This window comes from Micromonospora sonneratiae, from assembly GCF_042679305.1.
Taxonomy (GTDB): Bacteria; Actinomycetota; Actinomycetes; order Mycobacteriales; family Micromonosporaceae; genus Micromonospora_H; species Micromonospora_H sonneratiae.
Map to the genome: position 1 here is coordinate 90,181 of NZ_JBHTMP010000020.1, position 23,491 is coordinate 113,671.

The 23,491-nt window shown below is 70.0% G+C and carries 28 protein-coding genes and 1 pseudogene; 20 read left to right on the forward strand and 9 right to left on the reverse strand.

The features are described from left to right. Positions 1 to 10 precede the first annotated feature (10 nt). The gene (locus ACFQ4H_RS15205) at positions 11 to 1,057 is read left to right on the forward strand and encodes an ArsR/SmtB family transcription factor (protein WP_377571466.1); all 1,047 of its coding nucleotides are present in this window, start codon (positions 11 to 13) and stop codon (positions 1,055 to 1,057) included. On the opposite strand, the gene ACFQ4H_RS15210 is transcribed toward ACFQ4H_RS15205, so the two are convergent. The 3 genes from ACFQ4H_RS15210 to trxA all read right to left on the reverse strand — a co-directional run bounded on the left by ACFQ4H_RS15210 (position 1,058) and on the right by trxA (position 3,099). Next, the gene (locus ACFQ4H_RS15210) at positions 1,058 to 1,465 is read right to left on the reverse strand and encodes a CoA-binding protein (RefSeq protein ID WP_377571469.1); all 408 of its coding nucleotides are present in this window, start codon (positions 1,463 to 1,465) and stop codon (positions 1,058 to 1,060) included. It abuts the gene before it with no gap. Between the two features lie 48 nt (positions 1,466 to 1,513). Further along, complete coding sequence (locus tag ACFQ4H_RS15215) at positions 1,514 to 2,605, reverse strand: Rv2578c family radical SAM protein (protein ID WP_377571472.1); 1,092 nt, start codon at positions 2,603 to 2,605, stop codon at positions 1,514 to 1,516. A 134-nt stretch (positions 2,606 to 2,739) separates the two neighbouring features. Next, entirely contained in the window at positions 2,740 to 3,099 is a 360-nt protein-coding gene (gene trxA, locus ACFQ4H_RS15220; protein WP_377571475.1) for a thioredoxin, read from the reverse strand. 553 nt (positions 3,100 to 3,652) lie between these two features. Here trxA and ACFQ4H_RS15225 point away from each other — a divergent pair. From ACFQ4H_RS15225 to ACFQ4H_RS15275, 11 genes are all read left to right on the forward strand, one after another. Then, entirely contained in the window at positions 3,653 to 4,186 is a 534-nt protein-coding gene (locus ACFQ4H_RS15225; protein ID WP_377571538.1) for a MaoC family dehydratase, read from the forward strand. Between the two features lie 136 nt (positions 4,187 to 4,322). Further along, a complete protein-coding gene (locus ACFQ4H_RS15230; RefSeq protein ID WP_377571478.1) occupies positions 4,323 to 4,850 on the forward strand; it encodes a hypothetical protein in 528 nt (175 codons plus the stop codon). Positions 4,851 to 4,885: 35 nt separating this feature from the next. Beyond that, a complete protein-coding gene (locus ACFQ4H_RS15235) occupies positions 4,886 to 5,503 on the forward strand; it encodes a TrmH family RNA methyltransferase (protein ID WP_377571481.1) in 618 nt (205 codons plus the stop codon). Between the two features lie 765 nt (positions 5,504 to 6,268). After that, positions 6,269 to 6,556, forward strand: a complete 288-nt coding sequence (locus ACFQ4H_RS15240; protein WP_377571540.1) for a DUF6758 family protein — start codon at positions 6,269 to 6,271, stop codon at positions 6,554 to 6,556. Between the two features lie 117 nt (positions 6,557 to 6,673). Next, complete coding sequence (locus tag ACFQ4H_RS15245; RefSeq protein ID WP_377571483.1) at positions 6,674 to 6,832, forward strand: hypothetical protein; 159 nt, start codon at positions 6,674 to 6,676, stop codon at positions 6,830 to 6,832. Positions 6,833 to 6,838: 6 nt separating this feature from the next. Next, positions 6,839 to 7,708 carry a PH domain-containing protein gene (locus ACFQ4H_RS15250; protein WP_377571486.1) on the forward strand — a complete coding sequence of 290 codons (870 nt, stop codon included), beginning with the start codon at positions 6,839 to 6,841 and terminating at the stop codon, positions 7,706 to 7,708. Positions 7,709 to 7,811: 103 nt separating this feature from the next. Continuing rightward, positions 7,812 to 8,519, forward strand: a complete 708-nt coding sequence (locus tag ACFQ4H_RS15255; protein ID WP_377571489.1) for a SigE family RNA polymerase sigma factor — start codon at positions 7,812 to 7,814, stop codon at positions 8,517 to 8,519. Between the two features lie 107 nt (positions 8,520 to 8,626). After that, on the forward strand, positions 8,627 to 9,865 hold the full coding sequence (locus ACFQ4H_RS15260) for a hypothetical protein (RefSeq protein WP_377571492.1): 1,239 nt from the start codon (positions 8,627 to 8,629) through the stop codon (positions 9,863 to 9,865). Between the two features lie 82 nt (positions 9,866 to 9,947). Beyond that, positions 9,948 to 10,808 carry a PHP domain-containing protein gene (locus tag ACFQ4H_RS15265; protein ID WP_377571541.1) on the forward strand — a complete coding sequence of 287 codons (861 nt, stop codon included), beginning with the start codon at positions 9,948 to 9,950 and terminating at the stop codon, positions 10,806 to 10,808. A 25-nt stretch (positions 10,809 to 10,833) separates the two neighbouring features. After that, positions 10,834 to 11,448: a MarC family protein gene (locus ACFQ4H_RS15270; RefSeq protein WP_377571495.1), complete on the forward strand. Its 615-nt coding sequence runs from the start codon at positions 10,834 to 10,836 to the stop codon at positions 11,446 to 11,448. Positions 11,449 to 11,689: 241 nt separating this feature from the next. Beyond that, positions 11,690 to 12,538: a RecB family exonuclease gene (locus ACFQ4H_RS15275; protein WP_377571542.1), complete on the forward strand. Its 849-nt coding sequence runs from the start codon at positions 11,690 to 11,692 to the stop codon at positions 12,536 to 12,538. A gap of 39 nt (positions 12,539 to 12,577) precedes the next feature. On the opposite strand, the gene ACFQ4H_RS15280 is transcribed toward ACFQ4H_RS15275, so the two are convergent. Together ACFQ4H_RS15280 and ACFQ4H_RS15285 are read right to left on the reverse strand one after the other, a co-directional pair. Further along, complete coding sequence (locus ACFQ4H_RS15280) at positions 12,578 to 13,438, reverse strand: oxygenase MpaB family protein (protein WP_377571498.1); 861 nt, start codon at positions 13,436 to 13,438, stop codon at positions 12,578 to 12,580. A gap of 62 nt (positions 13,439 to 13,500) precedes the next feature. Next, positions 13,501 to 13,929, reverse strand: coding sequence for a Fur family transcriptional regulator (locus ACFQ4H_RS15285; RefSeq protein ID WP_377571501.1), 429 nt, complete (start codon positions 13,927 to 13,929; stop codon positions 13,501 to 13,503). A gap of 211 nt (positions 13,930 to 14,140) precedes the next feature. Here ACFQ4H_RS15285 and ACFQ4H_RS15290 point away from each other — a divergent pair, with 211 nt between their 5' ends. Next, positions 14,141 to 14,623 (forward strand): DUF2231 domain-containing protein, encoded by a 483-nt coding sequence (locus ACFQ4H_RS15290; RefSeq protein WP_377571503.1) that lies wholly within the window; start codon positions 14,141 to 14,143, stop codon positions 14,621 to 14,623. A gap of 16 nt (positions 14,624 to 14,639) precedes the next feature. Here the strand turns inward: ACFQ4H_RS15290 and ACFQ4H_RS15295 are convergent, their stop codons facing one another. Further along, positions 14,640 to 14,963 carry a translation initiation factor 2 gene (locus ACFQ4H_RS15295; protein WP_377571505.1) on the reverse strand — a complete coding sequence of 108 codons (324 nt, stop codon included), beginning with the start codon at positions 14,961 to 14,963 and terminating at the stop codon, positions 14,640 to 14,642. A gap of 80 nt (positions 14,964 to 15,043) precedes the next feature. Between ACFQ4H_RS15295 and ACFQ4H_RS15300 the strand changes: the two genes are divergently transcribed. Further along, positions 15,044 to 15,223 (forward strand): hypothetical protein, encoded by a 180-nt coding sequence (locus ACFQ4H_RS15300; RefSeq protein ID WP_377571506.1) that lies wholly within the window; start codon positions 15,044 to 15,046, stop codon positions 15,221 to 15,223. A 52-nt stretch (positions 15,224 to 15,275) separates the two neighbouring features. Here the strand turns inward: ACFQ4H_RS15300 and ACFQ4H_RS15305 are convergent, their stop codons facing one another. Beyond that, complete coding sequence (locus ACFQ4H_RS15305) at positions 15,276 to 15,848, reverse strand: flagellar biosynthesis protein FlgA (RefSeq protein WP_377571508.1); 573 nt, start codon at positions 15,846 to 15,848, stop codon at positions 15,276 to 15,278. A gap of 139 nt (positions 15,849 to 15,987) precedes the next feature. On the opposite strand from ACFQ4H_RS15305, the gene ACFQ4H_RS15310 reads away from it, so the two are divergent. Beyond that, the gene (locus ACFQ4H_RS15310) at positions 15,988 to 16,251 is read left to right on the forward strand and encodes a hypothetical protein (RefSeq protein ID WP_377571544.1); all 264 of its coding nucleotides are present in this window, start codon (positions 15,988 to 15,990) and stop codon (positions 16,249 to 16,251) included. Positions 16,252 to 16,313: 62 nt separating this feature from the next. Here the strand turns inward: ACFQ4H_RS15310 and ACFQ4H_RS15315 are convergent. Both ACFQ4H_RS15315 and ACFQ4H_RS15320 read right to left on the reverse strand, forming a co-directional pair. Then, positions 16,314 to 16,448 (reverse strand): annotated as a pseudogene (locus ACFQ4H_RS15315) (FmdB family zinc ribbon protein); the annotation flags it as partial. Positions 16,449 to 16,513: 65 nt separating this feature from the next. After that, positions 16,514 to 17,134 carry a 5-formyltetrahydrofolate cyclo-ligase gene (locus ACFQ4H_RS15320; RefSeq protein ID WP_377571510.1) on the reverse strand — a complete coding sequence of 207 codons (621 nt, stop codon included), beginning with the start codon at positions 17,132 to 17,134 and terminating at the stop codon, positions 16,514 to 16,516. A gap of 82 nt (positions 17,135 to 17,216) precedes the next feature. Here ACFQ4H_RS15320 and ACFQ4H_RS15325 point away from each other — a divergent pair, with 82 nt between their 5' ends. The 5 genes from ACFQ4H_RS15325 to sepX form a co-directional block, all read left to right on the forward strand. Beyond that, the gene (locus ACFQ4H_RS15325) at positions 17,217 to 19,643 is read left to right on the forward strand and encodes a diguanylate cyclase (RefSeq protein WP_377571512.1); all 2,427 of its coding nucleotides are present in this window, start codon (positions 17,217 to 17,219) and stop codon (positions 19,641 to 19,643) included. 36 nt (positions 19,644 to 19,679) lie between these two features. Then, complete coding sequence (locus tag ACFQ4H_RS15330; protein ID WP_377571514.1) at positions 19,680 to 20,606, forward strand: UTP--glucose-1-phosphate uridylyltransferase; 927 nt, start codon at positions 19,680 to 19,682, stop codon at positions 20,604 to 20,606. 87 nt (positions 20,607 to 20,693) lie between these two features. Continuing rightward, entirely contained in the window at positions 20,694 to 22,019 is a 1,326-nt protein-coding gene (locus ACFQ4H_RS15335) for a molybdopterin molybdotransferase MoeA (RefSeq protein ID WP_377571515.1), read from the forward strand. Between the two features lie 36 nt (positions 22,020 to 22,055). Further along, positions 22,056 to 22,697, forward strand: coding sequence for a GNAT family N-acetyltransferase (locus ACFQ4H_RS15340; RefSeq protein ID WP_377571517.1), 642 nt, complete (start codon positions 22,056 to 22,058; stop codon positions 22,695 to 22,697). A gap of 175 nt (positions 22,698 to 22,872) precedes the next feature. Beyond that, the coding region (sepX, locus tag ACFQ4H_RS15345; protein ID WP_377571520.1) for a divisome protein SepX/GlpR at positions 22,873 to 23,491 on the forward strand (619 nt) is incomplete at its 3' end.

Genomic DNA, 23,491 nt, shown 5'->3' on the forward strand with positions numbered 1-23,491 from the left:
AATACCGGGGGTGTTACTTGTGATCACGATCGGGCTCGATGCCGGCGGCCTGGCCAGATCGAGATTTGTCCTGTCCCGGCTCGCGGAGCTGACCAACGGCCTGGAGGTCCTGAGCCATCCGGAGCGGGCACCGTACGCCCATCGCTGGGTGGAGACGACCAGGCCGCAGGTCGACGTCGCGGATCTCGCGGTGCTGCTCGGGCTGGTGGACCATTCATCGTGGTACGTACCGGACTTCCTGGTCCCGATCGCGGGCGAGTACGCGCCCACGCTGGCCAGGGAACTCGACGCGGTCGCCACCGCACCGGCGGAGTTGGTGCGCTACCAGTTGCGGATGGCTTTTCGGATCGGCCCGCCACCACCGGACGCGTTGCGTCGAAGCGGTGCTGGTGCCGGCCGTGATCCCCGCGCCCCGCTGTCGTCCGCCGTCGCGGACGTGTTGGCGGCCGGGGAATCCGTATTGGCCGAGTGCGTCGCGGAACAGTTGGCGCGCTGCTGGCGACGCATCATGGCGGCATCCTGGCCGGCCATCCACCGGATCCTCGACGGGGACGTACGTCACCGTGCCGAGCGGGCCAGTCGGGTCGGGTTCGGCGGAATCGTCGACGGCCTACATCCCCAACTGGGCTGGGACGGCACGCGGCTGACGGTGCGGCGACCGGTCGACGTCAGTGTCGATACGACGTCCGGGGTCGTCCTGGTCCCGTCGGTGTTCCTGCCCAGTCCCGCCCTGTGGCTCGGGGCACCCGGCCAGGCCATGATCGGCTATCCGGCCCGCGGTAGGGGGAGGGTGTGGGCGATGCCGCAGGGACCGGCGGCCGGAACCGTTCTACTCGGACATCGTCGGGCCGCGCTGCTCGGCGATCTCGACACGCCACGTTCGACGACCGAACTCGCGGCCCGACACCGGCTCAGCCCGGCGACCGTCTCGTACCATCTCGCCCGGCTGCGGCAGGCCGGGCTCGTCACGCGGCGACAGTCCGGGCATGCCGTGCTCTATCAACGGACGGACCGGGTCGCCACGCTGCTGGCCGTGGTCGATCCCGAACCGGATTGATCAGGACAGCCGGGACAGGTTGCCAGCCGCCCGCTCGATCACCAGGCACCGGTCCTCGACGTAGTCGATGCCGGCCGCCTCGGCGATCCGACGTGCCTCGGGCGAGACGATGCCGAGTTGCAGCCACACCGCCGGCGCGCCTATCGCGACCGCGTCGCGGACCACCGCCACGGCGTCCTGCGCCGGCCGGAACACGTCGACGAGGTCGACCGGGTGCGGAATGTCGGCCAGTGAGCGGTAGACCTTCTCACCGAACAGTTCGTCGGCCTCCGGGTTGACCGGGATGATCCGCCAGCCGTACCGCTGCATCTGTTGCGGCACGCTGTACGCCGCCTTCGCGGGGTTACGGGACGCGCCGACCACGGCGATCACCCGCGCGTCGGCCAGGATCTGTCGAGGAGTCCGCACCTGGCGACTGTAACGCTGTTGCCGGGACTGCTTCCGCTGATGGGTGGTCTACAGCAGGGCCAACTGCTCGACACCGGCCCCCGGGTCCGACCGGCGGGTCGGGGCGAACCCGAGGGCCCGCGATTCTGCCGGCGAGGTCGGGACCTGGGGTGGGGCCGCCGGCTCGGGTCGGTTCAGCCCGTGTCGGCGGGCCGCCGTCCGGACCCGGGCGGACACCTCGTGCTGGTAGGCCTTGGGCAGGTAGGAGCCGGTGCCGAACAGTTGGCGGTAGCGCGGTAGCAGCGCGGGAAACTCGCGGGCGAGCCAGGCCGCGTACCACTCGTTGGCGCCCGGGCGCAGATGTAGTGGTAACGGGGTGACGCTGGTCGCCCCGGCGGCGGCGATGGCCGAGACGGTCGCCTCGATCGACTCGTCGGTGTCGGTGAGCCCCGGCAGGATCGGTGCCATCAGCACGCCGACCGGGAGGCCGGCGTCGGTGACCGCGCGGACCGCGTCCAGCCGACGTCGTGGGCTCGGGGTGCCGGGTTCGACCGAGCGCCACAAGGCCTCGTCGACGAAGCCGACGGAGAAGGAGACGCCGACCGCGGTCACCTCCGCAGCCCTACGGAGCAGGGGCAGATCGCGCAGGATCAGGGTGCCCTTGGTCAGGATCGAGAACGGGTTGGCGAAGTCGGTCAGCGCTCTGATGATCTCTGGCATGAGCTGGTAGCGGCCCTCGGCCCGCTGGTAGCAGTCCACATTGCTGCCCATGGCGATGTGACCGCCGCGCCACTTCGGCGCGGCCAACTCGCGCCGGATCAGTTGACCCGCGTTGACCTTGACGATCACCTTGCTGTCGAAGTCACGGCCCGGGTCCAGGTCGAGGTAGGTGTGCGTGTTACGGGCGAAGCAGTAGACACAGGCGTGGCTGCAGCCCCGGTACGGGTTGATCGTCCACTGGAACGGAACCCGTGACGTGCCCGGCACCCGGTTGATGATTGATTTGGCCTGCACCTCGTAGAAGGTCATGCCCGCAAAGCCCGGGGTGTCGAAGGTACGGGTGACCGCGCCAGGCAGCGCCAGCGGCAAGGGTGGAGCCGCTGGCGCTGCCTGATCGGGGACTCCCTGGTCGTGGGGAGCCGACAGGTTGTCCCAGCGCATGACAGGATTCGAACACGCGTACGAACCGCATGCAAGTTGGTTGTCGGGGTGTCGTGCCCCGACCGGACCCGCAACTGGATCCGGCTGGGCCCGCGACGAGTCCAGCCGGATCCGGGTGCAGCTCTGCCCGACGCTCAGCTCTGCCCGGCGAGCTGCTTCCGGACGTCGTCCATGTCCAGTGCCTGGACCTGGTCGATCAGCGACTCCAGTGCCGATTCCGGCAGGGCTCCGGGCTGGGCGAAGACGATGATGCCGTCCCGAACCGCCATGATCGTCGGGATGGAGCGGATGTCGAACTTGGCGGCGAGGGCCTGCTGCGCTTCGGTGTCCACCTTCCCGAAGACGATGTCCGGGTGCTTCTCCGACGAGCGTTCGTAGATCGGCGCGAACCGGACGCACGGCCCGCACCAGCTCGCCCAGAAGTCCACCAGGACGATGCCGTCCTGGCCGGTCACCTCGTCGAAGTTGGCCGTGGTCAGTTCAACGGTAGCCATTGATCTCTCCGATCGTCGTGAATGTCTACGCCTGAGAGAACCTGTTCGCCGGCTGGGGAATTCCCGCCGATCCGGGGCTGAAACGCCCAGCGTGAACCGCTCAAGATACCGCAGGTTCATTGATGGCGATCTGTGACTCTGGTCACCGGGGCGAGGTGTGGAGGCGGTAGCTGAGAGTGATGGGAGCGTTTCCAGGTCAACGTGAGTACCCGCCTGGCCTGCGCCGGACACTTCCCGCCTGACTAGGGGGAATCGCTCCCGTAACGATCAGTTACAAGAGCATTTACTTTTACGTTAAGTTACGTCACAAAGGAGTAACACTGGCTGATTTTCGGTGGCGGACCTCTTCTGCGGAGGGTTCCGTTCCGGCAGAATCTCTAGTCATCAGAGCGTGGACGGCGGGTGCCGGGGAGGGCCCCGCCGTTCACTGCGTCCGGCCTCCAATGCGCCCGGTTCTCGTTCGGTTCCTGCGGTGTGATGAATCGCCGCCAATCGCGCCCCCAATGTCGCCTTAATCTTCGGTAAGGCATGCTGTGGCGTACTTCATCGCCATCTGTCGAAGGGCACAACGATGCAGTTCGGGCGCTACTACGAGGAGTTCGAGGTCGGCGCGGTCTACCGGCACTGGCCGGGCAAGACCGTCACGGAGTACGACGACCACCTGTTCTGCCTGTTGACGATGAACCATCACCCGCTGCACATGGATGCCCATTACGCGGCGACCGCCAGTCAGTTCAAGCGCAACGTGGTGGTCGGCAACTACATCTACTCCCTTTTGCTCGGGATGTCCGTACCTGACGTCAGCGGTAGGGCGATCGCGAACCTGGAGGTCGAGTCGCTGCGTCACGTGGCACCCACGTTCCACGGCGACACCATCTACGGCGAGACCACGGTGCTGGACAAGCGGGAGTCCGCCTCGAAGCCGGACCGGGGCGTGGTGTCCGTCGAGACCAGGGGCTACAACCAGGACGGCACGCTGGTCTGCGTCTTCCGGCGCCGGGTGATGGTCCCGACCCGGGCGTACGCCGCCGCGGCGGTGCCCGACGGTGTCGATCCCGAGCGCCCCAGTTTTCCCGAGCCCCGATAGCTCCGATCCCCACTTCCGGGATTTGGGAGAATTGCTGGCACAACAGGGATTTCGTCCCCGCTCGACCCGGATGTGAAGGATCTCGTCCCGGCACCTGCCCGACGTTCGGGGCATATCCTGACGCCGGGAGGTTCCGATGAGCCATTCCGTCTCCGAAGATCCGCCCGCTGACGGCCGACGCCCCGGTCCACCGGCCGTGGCTGCCTTTCCAGCGGTCGAATGGCAGTTGCTCACCCAACTACCGGGACGGGTCGTCGTCGCCGTGGCATCGGTGGAGCCGGACCGTCCGGAGCGCACCGTGGCCGAGACGTTGGCGGGCCTGGACGGGATAGCAGCCGGCCGGGTCTTCGACAGCGAGCTGGTCCGAGCGGTGGCAACCGCGATCTACACCGAATCGGACGACGTCGACCAGGATCGCGACCGGCTCGCCAAAGACCTCGGTCGGCCGAACGAGGTCTTCGCCGCCTGTCGGGTGGTGGTTCGACTGCTTGCCGCGCGGGCCGATCCTGCCGATTCGGCCGCCTATCGGCAGTGGGTGCAGTCGGTGGCTGCCCGGGTCTGCCGGGCGGCCGGTGTCGACGCCGCCACGTTCGACGACGACCAGGTGACCCCCGGGGACCGGAGGTTCCTCGATGAGCTCGGGGTGGCGCTGGGCCTGGCCTGAGCTCCTCCGACCATGGGCCGTACCCTCTGCAGATCGTGGAGGACAACGAGGTCGGTGTGGGGCCGTGGCAGGGCGATCCGCCGACCGACCCACGGTACGACCCGGAACTTCTCGCCGACGGGGACCGGCGCAACGTGGTCGACCGTTACCGGTACTGGCTGCATGATGCGATCGTCGCCGACCTCGACCAGCGCCGGCATGCCTTCCATGTCGCGATCGAGAACTGGCAGCACGACTTCAACATCGGCACCGTGGTCCGCAATGCCAACGCCTTCCTCGCCGCCGAGGTGCACATCGTCGGCCGCCGGCGATGGAACCGGCGGGGCGCGATGGTGACGGACCGCTACCAACACGTACGGCACCACGAGACGATCGAGGCCTTCCTGGACTGGGCCCGCGCCGAGGGGCTGCCGATCGTGGGCATCGACAATCTTCCCGGTTCCCGCCCGATGGAGACCGTGACCCTGCCGAGACGCTGCGTACTGCTCTTCGGGCAGGAGGGGCCGGGTCTGTCCGAGCCGGCCCGGGCGGCCTGCGACGAGCTGTTCTCCATCGCCCAGTACGGCTCCACCCGTTCCATCAACGCCGGGGTGGCCAGTGGGATCGCGATGCACGCGTGGATCCGGGCCCATGCCGGTGCGCCGCCCGGGTAGCTCGGGTCCGGCGCAGGCCGTCACCCGGCGACCTCCCGGTGGAGCGGGGGGCGGGGCAACCCCTGAGCTGCGTGCCGGCAATAAGCCTTTTAGTCCTATTACTTGCTGAATCGCCCATTCGGTCGGGTCGCCGGCGTTCCACGGTCGACGGCATCCTGCTGACGAAGTTGGCGGATTGGCCGTGTCGGGCTCCGGTTCCACCCGAAAGAGCTGCCCTAAAAAGGCCGGTTCGCCGGACTGCGAGGCAGCGATCCGGGAACTGTGGTTCCTGTGGGATCCATGGTGATTCGTCCAAGGTCCGGCGGACCGGTCCGGCCCCCGGATCCGCTACACGCCGACCCTCGGCCGGCGCTGTTCCGGTACCTGCCCGACGGGATCGGCGGGAACACCCTCGGGCGGGTGCTGCTCTTTCGTCTGCCCGACGGGATTGGCGGGAACACCGTCGGGCGGGTGCTGCTCTTTCACCTGCCCGACGGGACCGGCGGGAATACCGTGGCGAGCGCCGTCGTGCGTATTGCCAGCGGTACGGGGGAATCCGGTCGCCGGGTGCGGATCCGTGTCCCCGGTCGTGGCCGGCCGGTCGGACGATCACCGACGTGCTCCGGTCCGGCGACGGGTCTGACGCCGTACGGGGTGCCGCCGGGGTCCACGCCGGGTCGGTGGCGGTCGGGGCAGGCCGGGCTGAGCCGGTGACGGTCGCCGAGGAGTTGGCGGTCGTCCCACGGGGTTCACTTCGTCGACGTCGTCCGCCCTGCTCCGGGTGCGCTGCTCGCGGGTACGGCGACCGGGCCCGACCAGGGGGACGCCGGGCCCGCCAGGCTCGCGAAGATCCACTTCGAAGGCCGACCAACTCCAATGTGGTCGGTAAAATCTCCGACAGACCGGAGTGCGTACGTCGGCGAGACTCGGGGAATGGGGCTCTATGCGATAGCCTGGCCAGCGAGCGCGGGTTGCCTCCTCAAGGGAGAGGTCGTGGTGCACGACCTGACCGAGTGGTTGCCACCCGAGCTTGTGTACGGTGCGCCCCCGCAGTACCCGCACGGGACGGCCTGACGGCCCGACGGTGTGGGTGGGAGCGCAGAGCAGTTGATTCACCAAACGACATTTGACTGATACTCTGGGTATTGCTGCGGTACGGGAGACGGCGCCGCACGGAGAGGATGGCCCGCAATGGTCAAGAAGTTCCTCACCTGGGGCGGAATCGCCTTCCTGATTTTCTTCATCGCGTTCAAGCCCAACTCTGCTGCTGACGTGTTCAAGTCGCTCGGCGGTGGCATCGTGGACATCGCGCAGGGCTTCGGCGAGTTCGTCACCAACCTCGTCGCCTAGCGTCCGATGGGTAATCCGTCCGGCGAACCCCCCGAGCCCGACGACGAAACCGAGCGCCGGCGCCGGGAGCGAGACACCGAACCTATCCCACGTACCCGGCCCGACGACGGGCCGGGTATCAGCGATGACCCCGACTACCCGAGCGGTTCGTCCTATTCGGACACCTCCGGGTACGCCTACGAGGAACGCCGCTCCGGAACCAGGGCATGGGTCCGGGACGACGACGACTTCGACCGTCCTCCGCAGATCTCCGAGGACGAGCTTGCCGGTCTGCGGGTCGACGCCTCCGGGATGCCGACCGGCACCCGGCGGGTGCTCCCCCTGGAGGACGAGCCGACCTCACTGGTGGCCCGCTACCTCTTCCCGACCGAGCGCTACCGAGGCGAGTGGAAGCGGCACTGGGTCCACCTCGCCACGCCGTTGCTGATCGGCATCGCCGCGACGTTCGTGCTCGGCTACCTGTCCGGGTTCCTGGCCGGCCAGGACGTGGGTGCGCTGACCTCGATCGCGGTGATCATCTGGTTCGGCGTGATGGGCTGGGTGGCCTGGAAGGTCGCCGACTGGTACTACGACCGGTTCATCCTGACCAACAAGCGGGTGATGGTGGTCAACGGCATCATCACCCGCCGGGTGGCGATGATGCCGCTGGCCCGGGTCACTGACATGAAGTACGAGCAGTCGCCGCTCGGTCGGGCCCTCAACTACGGCACCTTCGTACTGGAATCGGCGGGTCAGGAGCAGGCGTTGCGGGAGATCAAGCATCTTCCCAACCCGAACGAGCTCTACCTGCGGGTCGTCGAAGAGATGTACGAGCCGCAGGCCGTCGAAGCCCGCCTGGGCAAGGAGGCCGACGAGGCCAACGACGATGGGGCGTGAACTTCTGCCCGAACATCGGAGCAGCCTGCACCCTTCTGCTGAAGACCTTGTACACCCGTGATGACAACCTTTCAGGTGGTACGGCGGGTATGGGAGGTGGCAGGTGGCGGCCAGGAACGCCCTGGAAGAGGAGTTCCGCGAATTCGTTGTGGCCCGATCCGCCGCCCTGCTGCGTACCGCCTACCTGCTGGCGGGTGACTGGGCGACGGCCGAGGACCTGCTCCAGACCGCTCTCACCAAGACGTACCTGGCCTGGAAACGGTTAGGTGAGATCGAAGCGGTCGAACCGTACGCCCGGCGGGTCCTGGTCAACACCGCGACCAGTTGGTGGCGGCGGCGCTGGCACGGCGAGCGACCTACCGAGATGCTGCCGGAACTCGCCGGACCGGACCGGTTCGAAGAGCAGTTGGACCGCGATGTGCTGTGGCGGCACGTACGGGCGCTGCCCGTACGCCAGCGTGCCGTCCTGGTGCTGCGCTTCTACGAGGACATGTCCGAGGCGCAGACCGCAGCCCTGCTCAACATCTCGGTCGGCACGGTGAAGAGCCAGACCGCCCGGGCACTCAACACGTTACGTCGACGGCTCGGAGACGAGGCCGCCGCAGAAATCGGCCCACTCGCCGAGAAACGATCCCGTACCGGGACGATTCAGGCTGCCGGGCCGGCTCCTGCCGTTCCGGCCCGGCCCGGCGGGGTGGAATCGGCGCGTCCTGCGACAGCCGAGCCGGCCCGACCTGAGGCCACCGAGCCGTGCCCGGCGCCATCCCGGCTGCGCCCGGTGTTGCCGATGGCGTCAGCAGAGGGCAGATGACCGTGCGCGAGGATTCGCCATGGCTCACCGGATCCGGGCCGACCACTGAAGAGGCCGGCCGAACCGGGGTCGAGACGGACAACCAAAGCCCGACCCCCGGGCGTCCAATGACCGTGACGCCCGATGACATGGAACAGGCACTGCGGGACTGCCTCTCCCGGCAGGTCAGCGTGCCCCCGGTCACCGCCGACCTGGCCGGTGTGGCGGTGCATCGGGCCAATCGCATGCACCGGCGTCGTACGTTCGCCGGAGTGACCCTGGCAGCGGTGGTCACGATCGCCACGAGTGCCGGAATGGCGCAGTTCGGCGGCAGCCCACGCGAACCGGGCCCGGCCATCGTGGTCCTGGGTGATCCGTCCGGCCGTCCCGACTCTGCTGTCGCCGGGCCCACGCCGTCGGCGATGGTCAGCGGAGCCGCGATCAATGTCGGACCGCCATCGGTCGACCTGGTGGTCGGCACCGACCTGATCGTCAGTACCGGCGAGTCGATCGACCTGTCCGCGCTCGGCAGGGTCAGTCAGGCCAAGCGGGTGTCGGACGGCTGGTTGGTGATCAGCTCGGCGGAGCCGGTCGGCAAGAACCTCTGGTTCGTCCCCGAGGCCGGTTCGCCGAAGGCGATCCTCACCGGGGTCGACGTGGTGGTGCTGGCCTCGGACGGGCAGCGGATCGCCTGGCGGGACAAGTCCCAGATCTCGGCGGCGACGGTTGCGGGTGGTCAGCTGAGCACCATGGTCCAGGTAGGGGCATCGTCCGACACGGTGCCGGTCGGGTTCGTCGGTGTCGCGGTGCTGCTCGGCCGTACCGGTGACGCCGGCCTGGACGCCTACCGCCTCTGGTGGCCGTCCAGCCCGACGGCGGAACACGGAACCTGGAACCCGGCCGTCGCCGCGATCTACGGGATGACCTCGGGCGGGAACGCCGTGGTCGGGCAGTTGCTGACCGGGGCGTCCGCCCGGCCGTGCCTGGCGTTGCTCGACCCGGGACGAAACCTGGTCCCGGTCAAGACCGCGTGCCAGCCGCAGCTCGACGTCAGCACAGCGGGCACGGTGTCACCGGATGGCCGTTGGCTACTGGTCAACGGCATGGGCGGAGCCTCCGCAGGGCGCGCGGTCGTCATCGACCTGAACAGCGCGTTCGGAGCGGCACCGGCCGTACGGGCCGCCGGCCCCGCCATCTCCGGCGCCACCGTCTGGACCGACCCCGCCACGGCGGTCCACGTCGACGAACGCGGCGAGTCGGTACGGGTCGTCGCGGACAGGGCCGTGGTCGGTGCCGCCGACGGTGTGCAGCGATTCCCCGGCCCGGCCGTGGTGCCCGGCGACCAGGTGGTCCTGGTGACCCGGTGAGGCGTACCGACCGGGACGAGGTCCTCGACGCGGTAGCCTCGTGCCGGTGACTCAGCCCCCCAGCGTCCCAACCGGATCCGGCATCCGGATCGACCTGCACACGCATTCGACCGCCAGTGACGGGACACTCACCCCTGCGGAGCTGGTCCACGCGGCGGCTGGAGCGGGACTCGACGTCGTGGCCATCACCGATCATGACACCACCGCAGGCTGGGCACCTGCGGTCGAGGCGTTGCCACCCGGACTGACGCTGTTGCGTGGCGCCGAACTCTCCTGCCGGTGGTACGGCCAGCAGCCGTCGATTCCGCTGCACCTGCTGGCGTACCTGTTCGACCCGACGGAGCCCGAACTGGCCGCCGAACTGGCCCGGGTACGGCTGGCCCGCGAGGTCCGGGGGGAGCGGATCGTCGAGCGGCTTCGGGCCGACGGGATCGACGTGAGCTGGGACGAGATCCACACTGCTGCCGGTGGCGGCACGGTGGGCCGTCCACACATCGCACAGGCACTCATCCGGGCCGGTCTGGTCGCCACCACGACCGAGGCGTTCGCCCCCGAGTGGCTGGGCGAGCGCTACCGGCTGCCCAAGGACGACATCGACGTGTTCCACGCGGTCCGGCTGGTCCGGCAGGCCGGCGGCGTGCCGGTCTTCGCCCACCCGAGGGCCAGCCGCCGGGGTCGGATCGTGCCCGACGAGCTGATCGTGGAGTTGGCAGCGGCCGGGCTGGTCGGACTGGAGGCGGACCACGAGGACCATTCGCCGGCGGAACGCGAACACGTCCGGGCACTCGCCTCGGAGTTGGGCCTTCTGGTGACCGGTTCCTCGGACTTCCACGGCACCCACAAGACCGTCCGGTTGGGGGCGTACACCACCTCGACGGAGTCGTACGAGCGGATCGTGGCGGCGGCCAGCGGCGTGACGCCGGTCGCTTCACAGGGGGCCTGACCTGCGGCGCGGTTAACGTGATCGGGTGGATCTGAAGTTGTTCGGGGAGGTCTTCGTAACCCTGCTGGTCATCACCGACCCGCCGGGTATGGTGCCGATCTTCCTTGCCCTGACCGGGCCGCTGGCCGCCCGGGAGCGTAACCGTGCCGCATGGCAGGCGGTGGCGCTGGCGCTCGGGGTGATCGTGGTGTTCGCGGTGGCCGGCCGTACGCTGCTCGACTACCTCCACGTCGACCTGCCCGCCCTGCAGGCAGCCGGTGGGCTGCTGCTGGTGCTGGTCGCGCTGGAACTGCTCACCGGCAAGGCGGACGATCCCAACCAGCAGACGACCTCCAACATCGCCCTCGTACCGCTGGGCACGCCGTTGCTGGCCGGCCCCGGTGCGATCGTCGCCACCATGCTCTTCGTCCAGCAGGCGGAGGGCTGGGCCGACTATCTTTCGATCGCCGCAGCCATCGTCGCGGTGATGGTCGCAGTGTGGCTGGTGCTGCGCTTCTCCGGCGGCATCGTGAAGGTGCTCCGACCCGGTGGCATCGAGGTGCTCACCCGGATCGCCGGCCTGCTGCTGGCCGCGATCGCCGTGCAGCTCATCGCCGACGCGGTGGCTGCCTTCGTCACCGGCTACCTCAACCCGGCCTGACCAGCCGGCAGCGAGCCGGACCGGTCGAGCGGGGTGGTCCTCTGCCGGCTGCGGTGAAACCGGTCGAGCGGGGTGGCGGCCCGGTGGTGTCGGACCGGGATGGCAGGATCGGGCCGTGCGAAGGCCGACCTCTCCCGGCAACCCGACCCCACGAGCCGGCTCCGGGGCTCCCCGGGCCCGTTCCGGGACCCCGCGGGCCCGTTCCAGCCAGGCTGAACCCGAACAGTTGGGGTTCGAGGGCATGCCGGAACGGTTGTTCGTGTGCACCCCCAGCAAACTCGGTGCCTACGCGGACTGCCCACGTCGGTACCGCTACGCCTACGTCGACCGCCCGGCACCGCCGAAGGGGCCGCCCTGGGCGCACAACTCGCTCGGTTCCAGCGTGCACACCGCACTTCGTAACTGGTACGGGCTACCCGCCCAGCGTCGCCGTGCCGAGGCGCTGCCGATGCTGCTCAAGGGCACCTGGGTACGCGAGGGCTACCGCGACGACGCGCAGGAGCGGGCGGCGTTCGGCCGCGCACTACAGTGGCTCGAGTCCTATGTCGACACGCTGGAACCGGGGGACGAGCCGGTGGGCGTGGAGCGGGTCGTCGCGGCCAAGACGACGGTGCTGGCCTTCAACGGTCGGGCCGACCGGATCGACTCCCGGCCCGGCCCGGACGGGCCCGAGATCGTGATCGTCGACTACAAGACCGGCCGCGCCGGGCTGGACGCCGATGACGCCCGGGGCTCGCAGGCGCTCGCCCTCTATGCGTACGCAGCTGAGCGGGTGTTCCGCCGGCCCTGCCGTCGGGTGGAACTGCACCACCTGCCAACCGGCACCGTGGCGGCGTACGACCACACACCGGAGTCGCTGGCCCGCCAGGTCAGCCGGGCCGAGGACACGGCCCGTGACATCATCGCCGCCGAGAAGGCGGTAGCCGATGGAGCCGACCCGGACGAGGTGTTCCCGACGACGCCGGGCACCCTGTGTGCGTGGTGCGACTACCGGCGTACCTGCTCCGCCGGTGCGCAGGCGCCGGCCAGGGAGCCGTGGGCGGCCGTCGAACGTACGCTCAGTCCGCCGCAACCACCCGGGGAGGACTGAGCCGCACCGGCGGCCCGCCCGGCCCAGGGCCCGCCCGGGCTAAGCCGCCAGCGTGAGTCGGGCGGCGCGGGCCTTGGCCGCCCGGTACAACGGCCCCTCGAGGTAGCGCCGGGGAACTGCGCCCAGGGCCAGCCGCAGGGTCCGTACGCTCAGCTCTGCGGAGAGCGCCGTGGTGGGTAGGCCGAGCGTGCCGTACATCCGTCGGGCCCAGGCCGGTAGCAGCCCGAAGGCGGTGCCGGCGACGCCGAGGTACGCCAACCGCGCCGGCCCGAAGTCGAGGCTCAGCCGGAGGGGCAGGCTCAGCTTCCAGGGCACTGGCGGGGCGGTGAGGAACAGCGCCGTCTCCGCTGCGTCCCGGGTCATCCGCAGCTCGCTGCGGATCGTCCGGTAGTAGCTGTCCACCTCGTCTGCGGTGCCGGGCACGGTGGTCGGGTCGAGGCCGACCAGCGCTGCGGCTCGCCGCTGTTCGGTGTAGTAGCCGTCGATCTCCTCTCCGGTCAGGGCCAGGCCGGCCCGCTGGGCGGTGCTGACGAACGATTCGACCTCGGTCACATGCACCCAGCGCAGCAGGTCCGGATGGTCGATCCGGAACTGTTCCCCGGTGACCGGATCGGTGGCGCGCAGCCGGGCGTGCAGCGCCGTCAACCGGCGACCCGCCGCCTCAGCCTGTCGGGTGGTGCCGTAGATGGTGGTGCCCACGTATTTCGCAGTGCGGACCAGCCGGCCCCACGGATCGGCCTGGTAGCTGCTGTTCTGTGCCACCCCGGCCATCGCGCGTGGATGCAGGGCCTGGAGATAGAGCGAACGCAGGCCCGCGACGATCAGGATCGGCTCCTCGTGCACCTTCCAGGTGACCGAGTCAGGGCCGAAGAGCCCGAGGTCATCATCGTGGGAGTCCATCGCCCAAGGGTGCCACGGTCCGCCGGGTGTCGGTTGACGGGCGGGGGAGGGAGTACGGACCCTCAGATGTCGGCGGCGCGACGGGTCTGGCAGGCGGGGCACAACCCCCAGAAGGTCACCTCGGCCTCGTCGACGTAGAAGCCGTGCGCCGTGTTCGGGTCGAGGCAGGGGGCGCTGCCGACCGCGCAGTCGATGTCGGCTATCTCTCCACAGCCCCGGCAGACGACGTGATGGTGATTGTCACCGGCCCGGGCCTCGTAGCGGGCGGGGCTACCGGCGGGCTCGATCCGCCGGGACAACCCGGCCCGGGAGAGTGCGCCGAGAACGTCGTAGATCGCCTGCGTGGACACCGAGTCGAGTCGTTCGCGCACCCGTCGGGTGATCTCGTCGACCTCCAGGTGGCCCCCACCGGCCAGGATCTCCAGTACGGCGAGGCGCGGCCGGGTGACCCGTAGGCCTCTCGACCGGAGCAGCTCCTCGCCAGTTGACATGGAGCAATGAGAGCACGCTGACGGAACGTCAACAAGAAGAAGGCTCGACGTCGTGGCCTCGAACACAGCACAGGTTGCCCCGAACCGGGCTGAACCGTGCCGGCTCGGAGTGCGTGTATGGGTGAAGATTCGTGACTGTCGGCACGCTGCTGTACGCGGACAATCAGGGATCGTACGCTGGCAACCCGGCCAGCTGAGACAGGAGGTGTCGGTGTTCAAGGAGATCATGGGCCTTCCCGCGCACCCGATGCTGGTACACGCGGCGGTGGTGTTCGTGCCGCTGCTGGTACTGCTGGCGATCGGCTTCGCGGTCCTGCCCCGGTTACGCTCCCGGCTCGGCTGGGCGGCGGCGATCCTCGCCGTGGTTGCCCCGGCGTCAGCGCTGTTCGCCAAGGAGTCCGGCGAGGAACTGAAGAAGGTCCTCACCGAGAAGGGCTACCCGGCAGAGATCATCAATCAGGTGACCGAGCATCAGGAGTACGGCGACCTGATGTTCTGGTTCGCCCTCGGCCTCGGGGTGGCGACCGGTCTGATGATCTTCGCTGCCAGTGGGCACCCTCGGGCGCAGGCCCTGCCGAAGTGGGTGAACCTGGTGCTGGCCGGAATCGTCGTCGTGCTCGGGGTGGTCACCGCCGTCTACACCTACCTGACCGGGGACACCGGTGCCCAGGCCGTGTGGCAGGGCGTTCTGTAGCCGCAGGTTGCCGGGCTCAGAAGACGATTCGCGCGCAGAGCAGACAGATCACCACGATCAGTACGGCGCCGGCGATCAGCCCGATCCCGTACGTCACGGTACGGGCGCTTCGCTCCTGCTCCTCCAGGCCGGCCAGGTTCTGCGGTGGTAGCTGCCTCGGTGGCGGTGGCTGGATGTGCACGGGGGGCCGCCAGCCCGGCGGCGGTGGTGACGTCGGCGGGGGCCCCTGGTAGGCGGGTGGGGTCGGAGCGGCACGCTCCGGTGGGGGTGCCTCGGCCGGCTGGTCGGCTGGCCGGCGCCAGACGCTGTCGTCGGGGGTAGCACCGCTGGGCGTCGTCACGCCGACCGACGCTACCAACCAATGTCCGTACGGCCACTGACTGGCGCGCCTGGATCGTCGGATCGGCTAGGCTGGCTGCCGTGCAGCAGGTGGACAGGTCCGGACCGGGTCGTGACGACGATCGAGTGGTCGACTTCACCAGCGACCGGGCCGAATGGTTTCCGGAACAGTCGACGGACGACACCGACCGGGGCTGGGGCGAGCGTTCGAGTTCCAACGATGATCGGCTGCTGGCCGACCGTCCCCCGCACTGGGGCTGAGTCGTACGGCCGACGGCTGACGGACCGGAGCACCCGGACCGGGTCGACCGGATCAGGCCCGAACAATGATCATGAATCGGACGCCCTCCGGCATGCCAACCGCCCGTTGCGCCTGCTCTGGCGGAAGAGCTAGGTAGAGAGCGCTCGTTCCATCGGCTGCCGCCCCGCCCAGCACGTCGAGCACCAGCGCCCGGGACGCCACCAACGTCGGCTCGGGTGATCCGCCGGCACCGCCACCAGCGCTCGACACAGCCAACAGATCCACCCGGACGCCCGGACGCACGATGGTCAGCGCAGCCGGCTCGGCGAGGCGGACCGGCACCCCGACCGTGCCTGCGGGTACTGCCAACCGGCCCGGGGCCGCTGCCGGATCCTCCGACGTCGAATTCTCTGACGTCGAATTCTTTGACGCCGGATCCGGTGTCGTCCCGGACGGCCCGGTCGTCGGCTTCGAGGCGGGACACGACGACGGTGAAGGTTCCCGGGCGTAGAGGACGCCGGCCGCGAGGGCCAACAGTGCCGCGACCAGCGTCATCCGCAGCAACGCGGCCCCACGGGGCAGGACCGGCCATCGGGCGGGGCGCAGCGTCGGCTCCCGCTGTCGCTGCCTGCTTCCGAGCATCATGGCGGGCCTCCCTTACGGCCCGGCGACGTCACCTGGTGGGCGTCGTCCGGTGTGCAGGAGGCTAGGCAGCGCCCACCGGGTGCGCAGCCGTCATCGGCCGACCTGTGGACAACCCGTCGGCCTGTGGATAACTGCGGCTGTGTCGGGTCAGGCGGTTCCGCCGGACGAGGAGGTCGAAGGGGACGAGGAGGACGAGGAGGACGAGGACGTCGAGCTGCCGGTGCTGGCCGCCGCCTTCTCCTTCGTCGCCGATCCGCTGCTGGTACTGGCACCGCCGCCGGAGCCGCCGTTGCTGGACGAGGACGAGTCGCTGCCGCCCGAGGACGACTCCGACTTGGTCGAGGCGCTCTTGCTGCCGCCGGTGGACGTCTCCGCCCCGGCCGACCGCGAGTCGGTGCGGTAGAAACCGGACCCCTTGAAGACGATGCCGACGGAGTTGAACACCTTGCGAAGCCGGCCCTCGCACGACGGGCACTCGGTCAGCGGCTCGTCGGTGAAGGACTGCACTGCCTCCAACTGGTGTCCGCAAGCGGTGCAGGCGTACTGGTACGTGGGCACGGTCTCCTCCGGATCTTGCAAGCCTGTTGGCACTCGACGCATCCGAGTGCCAATGGTGCGTCATGGTTGCCCATTTCGTCCAACCGGGGCGGGTGCCGGCCCGGAGGTCAACCGGCTGGCAGCAGTCGTACCCCGTCGGCCGGCGTGATCACCGCCCGTACCCGCTGGTCGTGTGGCAGGGCGGGAACCTCATCGAGCAGCTCGCCGTCGTGCAGCAGCACCACGGTCGGTACGTCCGTGCCGACGCGGGCCAGGGCGCGGTCGTACGAGCCACCGCCGCGACCCAGCCGGACACCCCGGTCATCCACGGCGACGGCGGGCACCACGACCAGATCGGCGCTGGCGATCGCGGACAGCCCCAGCCGAGGGCCGACCGGTTCCCGCAACCCGCGCCCGGTGGTGACCAGGTCTCCGGGGGCGGAGTAGTCCGCCCAGTCCAGATCGAGATCCGCCCGCAGCACCGGCAGCAGCAACCGTGCGCCCGGCCCGAGTGTGGCCAGCAGCACGTCGGGCAGGTCGGGGCCGCCGGGCTCACTGCCGATCGGCACGTACCCGGTGACCCGGCGTGGGCGGATCCGGCGTACGAGATCGACCAGCCCGGCCTGGACGAGCGCCGCCGCCTCGGCCCGCTGCGCGGCCGGAAGCGAACGGCGGCGGGTGAGCACGGCGGCGCGCAGTTCGGCCTTGGCCGCGGCGACCACTTCCGCTTCATCCGAAAAATCCGGCACGTAACACTCCTGTGGCAACCCTGGTTAATTGACGAAGTTGTGTCAGCATCGCAGCATCGATGCGGAGCCCTCGGGGGGAAGAGTGACGCTGCGTGGACGGTTGACCACCGCCTTCCTCGTCGTCGTGCTCGGTCCCGTCCTGCTCGGTGCGATCTTCGTCAGCGGCACCCTCACGACGGTCAACCGGCACCGGTCGGAGGAGCAGCTCAATCTAGCGGCCAACGCGGTCCGTACCTCGGTCGGCGCACTGTGCCGGCAGCTACGTGCGGCGGCCGAAGCCGTCGCGGTCGTCACCGAGCCGACCGCGCGGGCCGGCATCGCCGGCCAGGTCGTCGCCCGAGGGCTGGCCGCCGGAGTGCTCATCACCGACGACCGGGGCGAGACCGCCCACCAGACCCTCGGTGCGCCGCCGCTGCCCTGGGCCGACTGCGCCGCCGCCGATCCCGGACACCAACCGGTGTCCGCCCTCGCGGTGTGGGTCGAACTACGTGACGACGGCGGAGCCGTGATCGGCTCGGTGGCCGCAGCCCAGTTGATCGACGCCGCGTTCCTGACCCGGCTTGCCGCAGCCATCGGCGTCGCCGTCACCCTGCTCAGCGACGTGGGTACGGCCGGCGGCCCGGTCACCAGCACCGAGTCGCCCGGCGTACGTGACTCCGTGGTCGCCGCAGCCGGCCGGGTCCACGGGGACGGCATCGTCGAGACCGAGAGCGGCCGGTACGTCCGACGGGTCGGTCAGGCCCCGGGGCAGCCGCTGCCGCTGGTGCTGTCCGTGCAGAGCGGCCAGGCGCAGGGCCGCTACCTTCTGCTCGTCGCGACCGTGCTGCTGGCCGGGATCCTGGCGGTGCTGGCCGCCTGGCGGCTGGCCCGGGTCACCACCCGGCCACTGGCCGAACTGGCCACCGCCGTGGCCCGGGTCGCCGCCGGAGACCTGACGGCCCGGGCACCCGTCCACGCCCCGGACGAGATAGGCCGGCTGGCCAGCACCTTCAACCGGATGACCCGGGAGACCCAGGCCTACGTCCAGGCGCTCACCACCAGCCGTGACCAGCTCCGTGGCCACCTGGCCGTCCTCGGTGACACCCTCTCCAGCACCCACGACCTGCACCGGATCCTTCAGGTGATCCTGCAGACCGCACTGGCCGCGACCGGTGCCCGGGCCGGCGTGGTGCTACTGCTCGACCAAACCACCGGCACGCTCGTCGGCCAGTGTGCCGAGGGACTCGACGAGCGCTGGCCGGCCCGTACGGAATCACCCGACCGGGGTACCGGGTCACCGGACGCGGGTACCGGGTCACCGGACGGCAGTACGGGGTCACCGGACGGCAGTACGGCGACGCCATCGGCCGGCGTCCCGTCGTCGGCCGGTACCCAGCTGTCAGCCGGCATCCCGGCGTCAACCGGCGGCCCGGCGTCAACCGTTACGCCGGCCGGTGGCGAACCGTCGACCGGCGTCGATCCGACCGCACTGCGCATCCCGTTGGGGGTCGGACTGCTCGGCCTGGTCGCCGCCACCGGCGAGCCGCAGCGGGGTCGGGTGCACCCCGATGGCAGCCCACTGTCCGGATTCGAGCCGCGCTGTGAGACCTATGTGGCCGTACCCTTCTCCGCCCCGGCCGGCGGGAGCGACCTGCCCTTCGTCGCACCGCTGCCCCGCTCGGGTGGCGGTGCTCCGGGGCCGACGGCCCCGGTCGCGGCGCTCGGCGTACTGGCCCTCTACGACCGGCTGGGCTCGGACGAGTTCGACGACACCGACCTGGTCACCCTGCGTACGTTCGCCGGTCATGCGGCGGTGGCCGTCGACAACGTACGGGTGCACGAGGAGGCGCAGCGGCTCTCCCTGACCGATCCGCTGACCGGCCTGTGGAACTACCGCTACCTGAAGGAGTCGATCCGGCGGGAGGTCGAACGGGCCAGCCGGTTCGGCCGCATGCTCAGCGTCCTCGCCCTCGACCTGGACCGGTTCAAGGAGGTCAACGACACGTACGGGCATGCCGCCGGGGATGCCGTGCTGGCCGAGTTCGCCCGGCGGGTACGGGGGGCGCTGCGCGAGGTCGACCTCGCCTTCCGGCAGGGCGGTGAGGAGTTCGTGGTGTTGCTGCCGGAGACCGATTCGCGGGGGGCCGCCACCGTCGCCGAACGCCTCGGCGCGGCCGTCCGGGACACCCCGATCGCGGTCGAACCGCACCCCGGAGCCAGCAAGGCTGCTGCCCGGTCCCGCATTCCGGTCACTGTCTCCATTGGCATAGCTGTCTTCCCCGACCACGCGACGACCGGAGCGCAGGTGCTCGACGCGGCCGACGACGCGCTGTACGCAGCCAAGGCGGCTGGTCGGGACACCTATCGGGTGGCGGTTGCCGGCCGGCGTCCGGTGGGCGAGGAGATCCCGGTCCCGGCCGGTGCCGCGACGCCCGACGACGGGTTGCCCTGGGCGGGCAAACCCCCTGGTGATCGCCCGGGCGGCGCGTCTTCCGGGCCACACCCGCCACGACAGAGCCGTGGCCGATAGTCTCGCGACATGTCGGATGCCTCAACGACCCAAGCCATGTCCACCTCGACGGCTGGGCGGCGGGCGGTGAAGGCGGTCATCCCGGCCGCTGGCCTCGCTACCCGGTTCCTGCCCGCCACCAAGGCCGTACCCAAAGAGCTGCTGCCGGTGGTCGACCGGCCGGTGTTGCAGTACATCATCGAAGAGGCTGCGGCGGCGGGCATCGGTGACGTACTCCTCGTCACCGGCCGTGGAAAGACTTCGATGGTCGACCACTTCGACCGGCAGCCCTACCTCGAAGCCAGACTGGAGGAGAAGGGGGACACCGAGCGGCTGGCCGCCATCCGCCGGCCCAGCGAACTGGCCGAGATCTACACCTGCCGGCAGGCTGAACCGCTCGGTCTGGGGCATGCCGTGTCGTACGCCGAGTCGCACGTGGGCGACGAGCCGTTCGCGGTGCTGCTCGGTGACGAGTTCGTCGACCTGTCCGAGCCGCTGCTACCGGCCATGCTCGACATCCAGGCCCGTACGGGGGGCATCGTGCTGGCCTTCCTGGAGGTCGCGCCGGAGGAGACCAAGCGGTACGGCATCGCGTCGGTGGCACCGTCCGGAGACGGGCTCACCGATCTCGGCGAGGTGGTGAAGGTTACCGGGCTGGTGGAGAAGCCGGCACCCGCCGATGCGCCGAGCAACCTTGCCGTGATCGGCCGGTACGTGCTGCCCGCCCGGATCTTCGACGCGATCAGGCGGACCGGTCCGGGCAGCGGTGGCGAGATCCAACTCACCGACGCCATGGGGCTGCTGCTGGAGGAGGGCGTGCCGGTGCACGGCATCGTCTACCGGGGTACCCGTTACGACACCGGCATGCCGCTGGGGTACCTACAGGCCGTCGTACAGATCGCCTGCCAGCGTGAGGATCTCGGCGCGGAGTTCCGTAAGTGGCTGGGCGAGTTCGTCGGCTCCCTCTCGGGGCCCAGTACATGATCGTCCTCAGGGCCCAGTGCGCGATCGGGCAGAGCGCGAACCCACCTTCGACGGTCACAACGACACCGGTTCGGGTGAGGTGACGGTGTGACAGCCACGGCCGATGCCGAGGCGGCCGCCAACGAGTTGATGCCGCTCGCCGACTACCTGGGCAGTGTGCTGCGCAGGTTACGCGCGCTGCCCCCGCTCGACCTCGACCTGACCCAGGCGTACGGCAACGTGCTTGCCGAGGACATCGTCGCGCCGCACTCCTATCCGGCCTTCGACCAGGCCGCGATAGACGGGTACGCGGCCCGCTGGGAGGACATTTCCGGTGCCGGGCGGGGCGGTTACGCCCCGGCCGCCACCGCCGCCTATGGGCCGGACCGTCGGGGCGGACCACAGCCGGTGCGCCTCAATGTGGTCGGTGACCTGGGCGCGGCCAGTTGGCGGCCGGTCCGGCTGACTCCCGGCTGCTGCTTCTCGGTGGCGGCCGGCGCGCCGCTGCCGCTGGCCGCCGACGTCGTGGTGCCGGTGGAGTGGACCGACCAGGGCATGGCCGCCGTGGAGATCTTCCGCACGCCCAAACGCGGGTACGGCGTGCGCCGGGCCGGCGAGGAGCTGCCCTCGGGCACCCTGCTGGCCCGATCCGGCACGTACGTGTCACCGGCGCTGGTCGCCGTCTTCGCCGCGACCGGTATCGGCCATGTCGTGGTACGCCCCAGCCCCCGGGTGGTGATCGTGGCGACCGGCGACGAGCTGGTCGACGTCGGTCGAGCCAGCCAGCCCGGTCAGATCGTCGATGCAAACTCCCACGCGCTCACCGCAGCCGCCGCCGAGGTGGGGGCGGTGGCCTACCGGATCGGCATCTGTGACGACGACCCCGAGGGGCTGCGGGGGCTCCTTGAGGACCAGACGTTGCGGGCCGACCTCATCATCACCACCGGTGGTACCGGCACCGGTCCCGGTGACATGGTGCGACGCATCCTGTCCCGTCGCGACGGTGGCCGGGCCGGGCCGGTGTCCTTCACCGAGGTCGCGCTCTACCCGGGGACCTCGCTCGGTTTCGGTACGGTCGGCGCGGAGGAGGTACCGGTCGTGTGCCTGCCCGGCGAGCCCGGTGCCGCGTTGATCGGTTTCGAGGTGCTGGCCCGCCCGGCGATCCAGTTGCTGGCCGGTGCCGAACCGTTCCGGCCGAGCGTGCGGGCGCATCTGTTGGAGACGGTGCGTTCACCGGTCGGACTTCGCGAATTCCGGCCGGCCCACGTCGCCGAGCGGCGTGGCGGTGGCTATACGGTGCAGCCGCTCAGCGGTGGACCGTACACACTGTCCGGGTTGGCGGAGGCCAACGGGCTGCTGGTCCTCGGCGAGCGGGTGACCACGGCGACAGCGGGATCCACCGTGGATGTTCTACTGCTGGACCGGCGCCGGTGATCTGGACCGGCCGGCTCAGCGCGGGAAGGCGGCACGATGAGACTCGGTGACCCGGTCGGTTGGCCGGTGGTGCTGACCGACGGGCCAGTTCTGTTGCGTCCGTACCGACGGTCCGACGCGGTGGCCTGGTCGGAGGTCCGGCGGGCCAACCGGGCCTGGCTGGCCCCCTGGGAGTCGTCGCCGGCTGGTCGCTGGGAGGACGTGAACTCGCCGGCCGCGTTCCGCTACGTCTACCGTGACCAGCGCCGGTCGGCCCGGCGTGGGGAGAGCATGCCGTTCGCGGTGTGCCTGCGCGAGGACGGTCAGGAGCGGCTGGTCGGTCACCTCAACCTCGGCAACATCGTGCGGCGGGCGTTCTGTTCGGCGTACGTCGGTTACTGGGTCGACGGTCGGGTGGCCGGTCGCGGGATCATCCCCACCGCGATGGCGCTGGCGGTCGACTACGCCTTCGGGCCGGTTGGCCTGCACCGGATAGAAGTGAACATTCGGCCAGAGAACGGACCTTCTCGGCGAGTCGTGGAGAAACTGGGCTTCCGGGAAGAGGCATACCACCCCCGGTACATGCACATCGACGGCGCCTGGCGCGATCACATCGGATACGCGATGACCAGCGAGGAAATCGCTCCCGAAGGCGGCCTGCTGGCTCGCTGGCACCGGCTGCGGGCCACCGCCGCTTGATCTTTCTGCCGGTCCGTGGTCGGCGCGGCGCACGATTTTCCTGGTTGAGGGCCCGTAACCTCAAGTAACTGGAAGGTACGGCAACCAACCGAGCCGCCGCGATCTGCATGATCAGCGATCACTGCGCGAAGGTCTTCCGGGGTCGGTCGGTTGCCCGATTTGGGTGACGGGAGGGGTGAGGGTGCCGACCTCGGTGCTCCTCGCCGTCCTCGCCGCAGCCGGTCTGCTCGCCCTCGCGCCGGCGCTGGTTCGTCGGTACGACGCCACCGAGCGGCTGGCGGCGGAGCGGGCGCAGTCGACGGCGCGGGTGCTACAGCGCCGCCGTCGACGTCGTACCGTGCCCGGCCGGAAGCCGGTGAACCCGTCCCGTCGCGTGGTGACCCGCTGGACCGACGGATCGTCCCCGTTGTCCGGGAGTAGCCCGCCGGTCTCCGGTGCGCCGGTCTCCGGGGCACCCGCCCCGAGATCGCGGTCCAGGGGCACGGCCAGCGGTCGACGGCCCGGTCGGCTTCGCCTGGTGTCCGGGATTACCTCCCGGGCCCGCCGCCGTCCACGCCTCTACCGTCAGGCCCCGGCGGTCTACCGGCGACGACGGGTCTTCGCCGCGCTGCTGCTGCTCAACATCGTCGAGTTGATCGGTGTGGCGGTGGTCGGTCCAGGGTTCTGGATCAGCTTCTCGGTCACCGTGACGCTGTTGGCCGTGTACGTCGTACATCTGCGCGCGCGGGCCATCGCCGAGCGCCGCCGTCGGCGGGCGCGGGCCCGGGAGGCGGCCTGGCTGGCCGCCCGTCAGG

Bases quoted from the DNA above. Each gene is read 5' to 3' on its own strand.
- ACFQ4H_RS15340 (WP_377571517.1), top strand. From the start codon at position 22,056: ATGAGACTCGGTGACCCGGTCGGTTGGCCGGTGGTGCTGACCGACGGG.
- ACFQ4H_RS15305 (WP_377571508.1), bottom strand. From the start codon at position 15,848: ATGATGCTCGGAAGCAGGCAGCGACAGCGGGAGCCGACGCTGCGCCCC.
- ACFQ4H_RS15280 (WP_377571498.1), bottom strand. From the start codon at position 13,438: ATGGACTCCCACGATGATGACCTCGGGCTCTTCGGCCCTGACTCGGTC.
- ACFQ4H_RS15260 (WP_377571492.1), top strand. From the start codon at position 8,627: ATGACCGTGACGCCCGATGACATGGAACAGGCACTGCGGGACTGCCTC.
- ACFQ4H_RS15285 (WP_377571501.1), bottom strand. From the start codon at position 13,929: ATGTCAACTGGCGAGGAGCTGCTCCGGTCGAGAGGCCTACGGGTCACC.
- ACFQ4H_RS15245 (WP_377571483.1), top strand. From the start codon at position 6,674: ATGGTCAAGAAGTTCCTCACCTGGGGCGGAATCGCCTTCCTGATTTTC.
- ACFQ4H_RS15275 (WP_377571542.1), top strand. From the start codon at position 11,690: ATGCCGGAACGGTTGTTCGTGTGCACCCCCAGCAAACTCGGTGCCTAC.
- ACFQ4H_RS15215 (WP_377571472.1), bottom strand. From the start codon at position 2,605: ATGCGCTGGGACAACCTGTCGGCTCCCCACGACCAGGGAGTCCCCGAT.
- ACFQ4H_RS15230 (WP_377571478.1), top strand. From the start codon at position 4,323: ATGAGCCATTCCGTCTCCGAAGATCCGCCCGCTGACGGCCGACGCCCC.
- ACFQ4H_RS15330 (WP_377571514.1), top strand. From the start codon at position 19,680: ATGTCCACCTCGACGGCTGGGCGGCGGGCGGTGAAGGCGGTCATCCCG.
- ACFQ4H_RS15250 (WP_377571486.1), top strand. From the start codon at position 6,839: ATGGGTAATCCGTCCGGCGAACCCCCCGAGCCCGACGACGAAACCGAG.
- trxA (WP_377571475.1), bottom strand. From the start codon at position 3,099: ATGGCTACCGTTGAACTGACCACGGCCAACTTCGACGAGGTGACCGGC.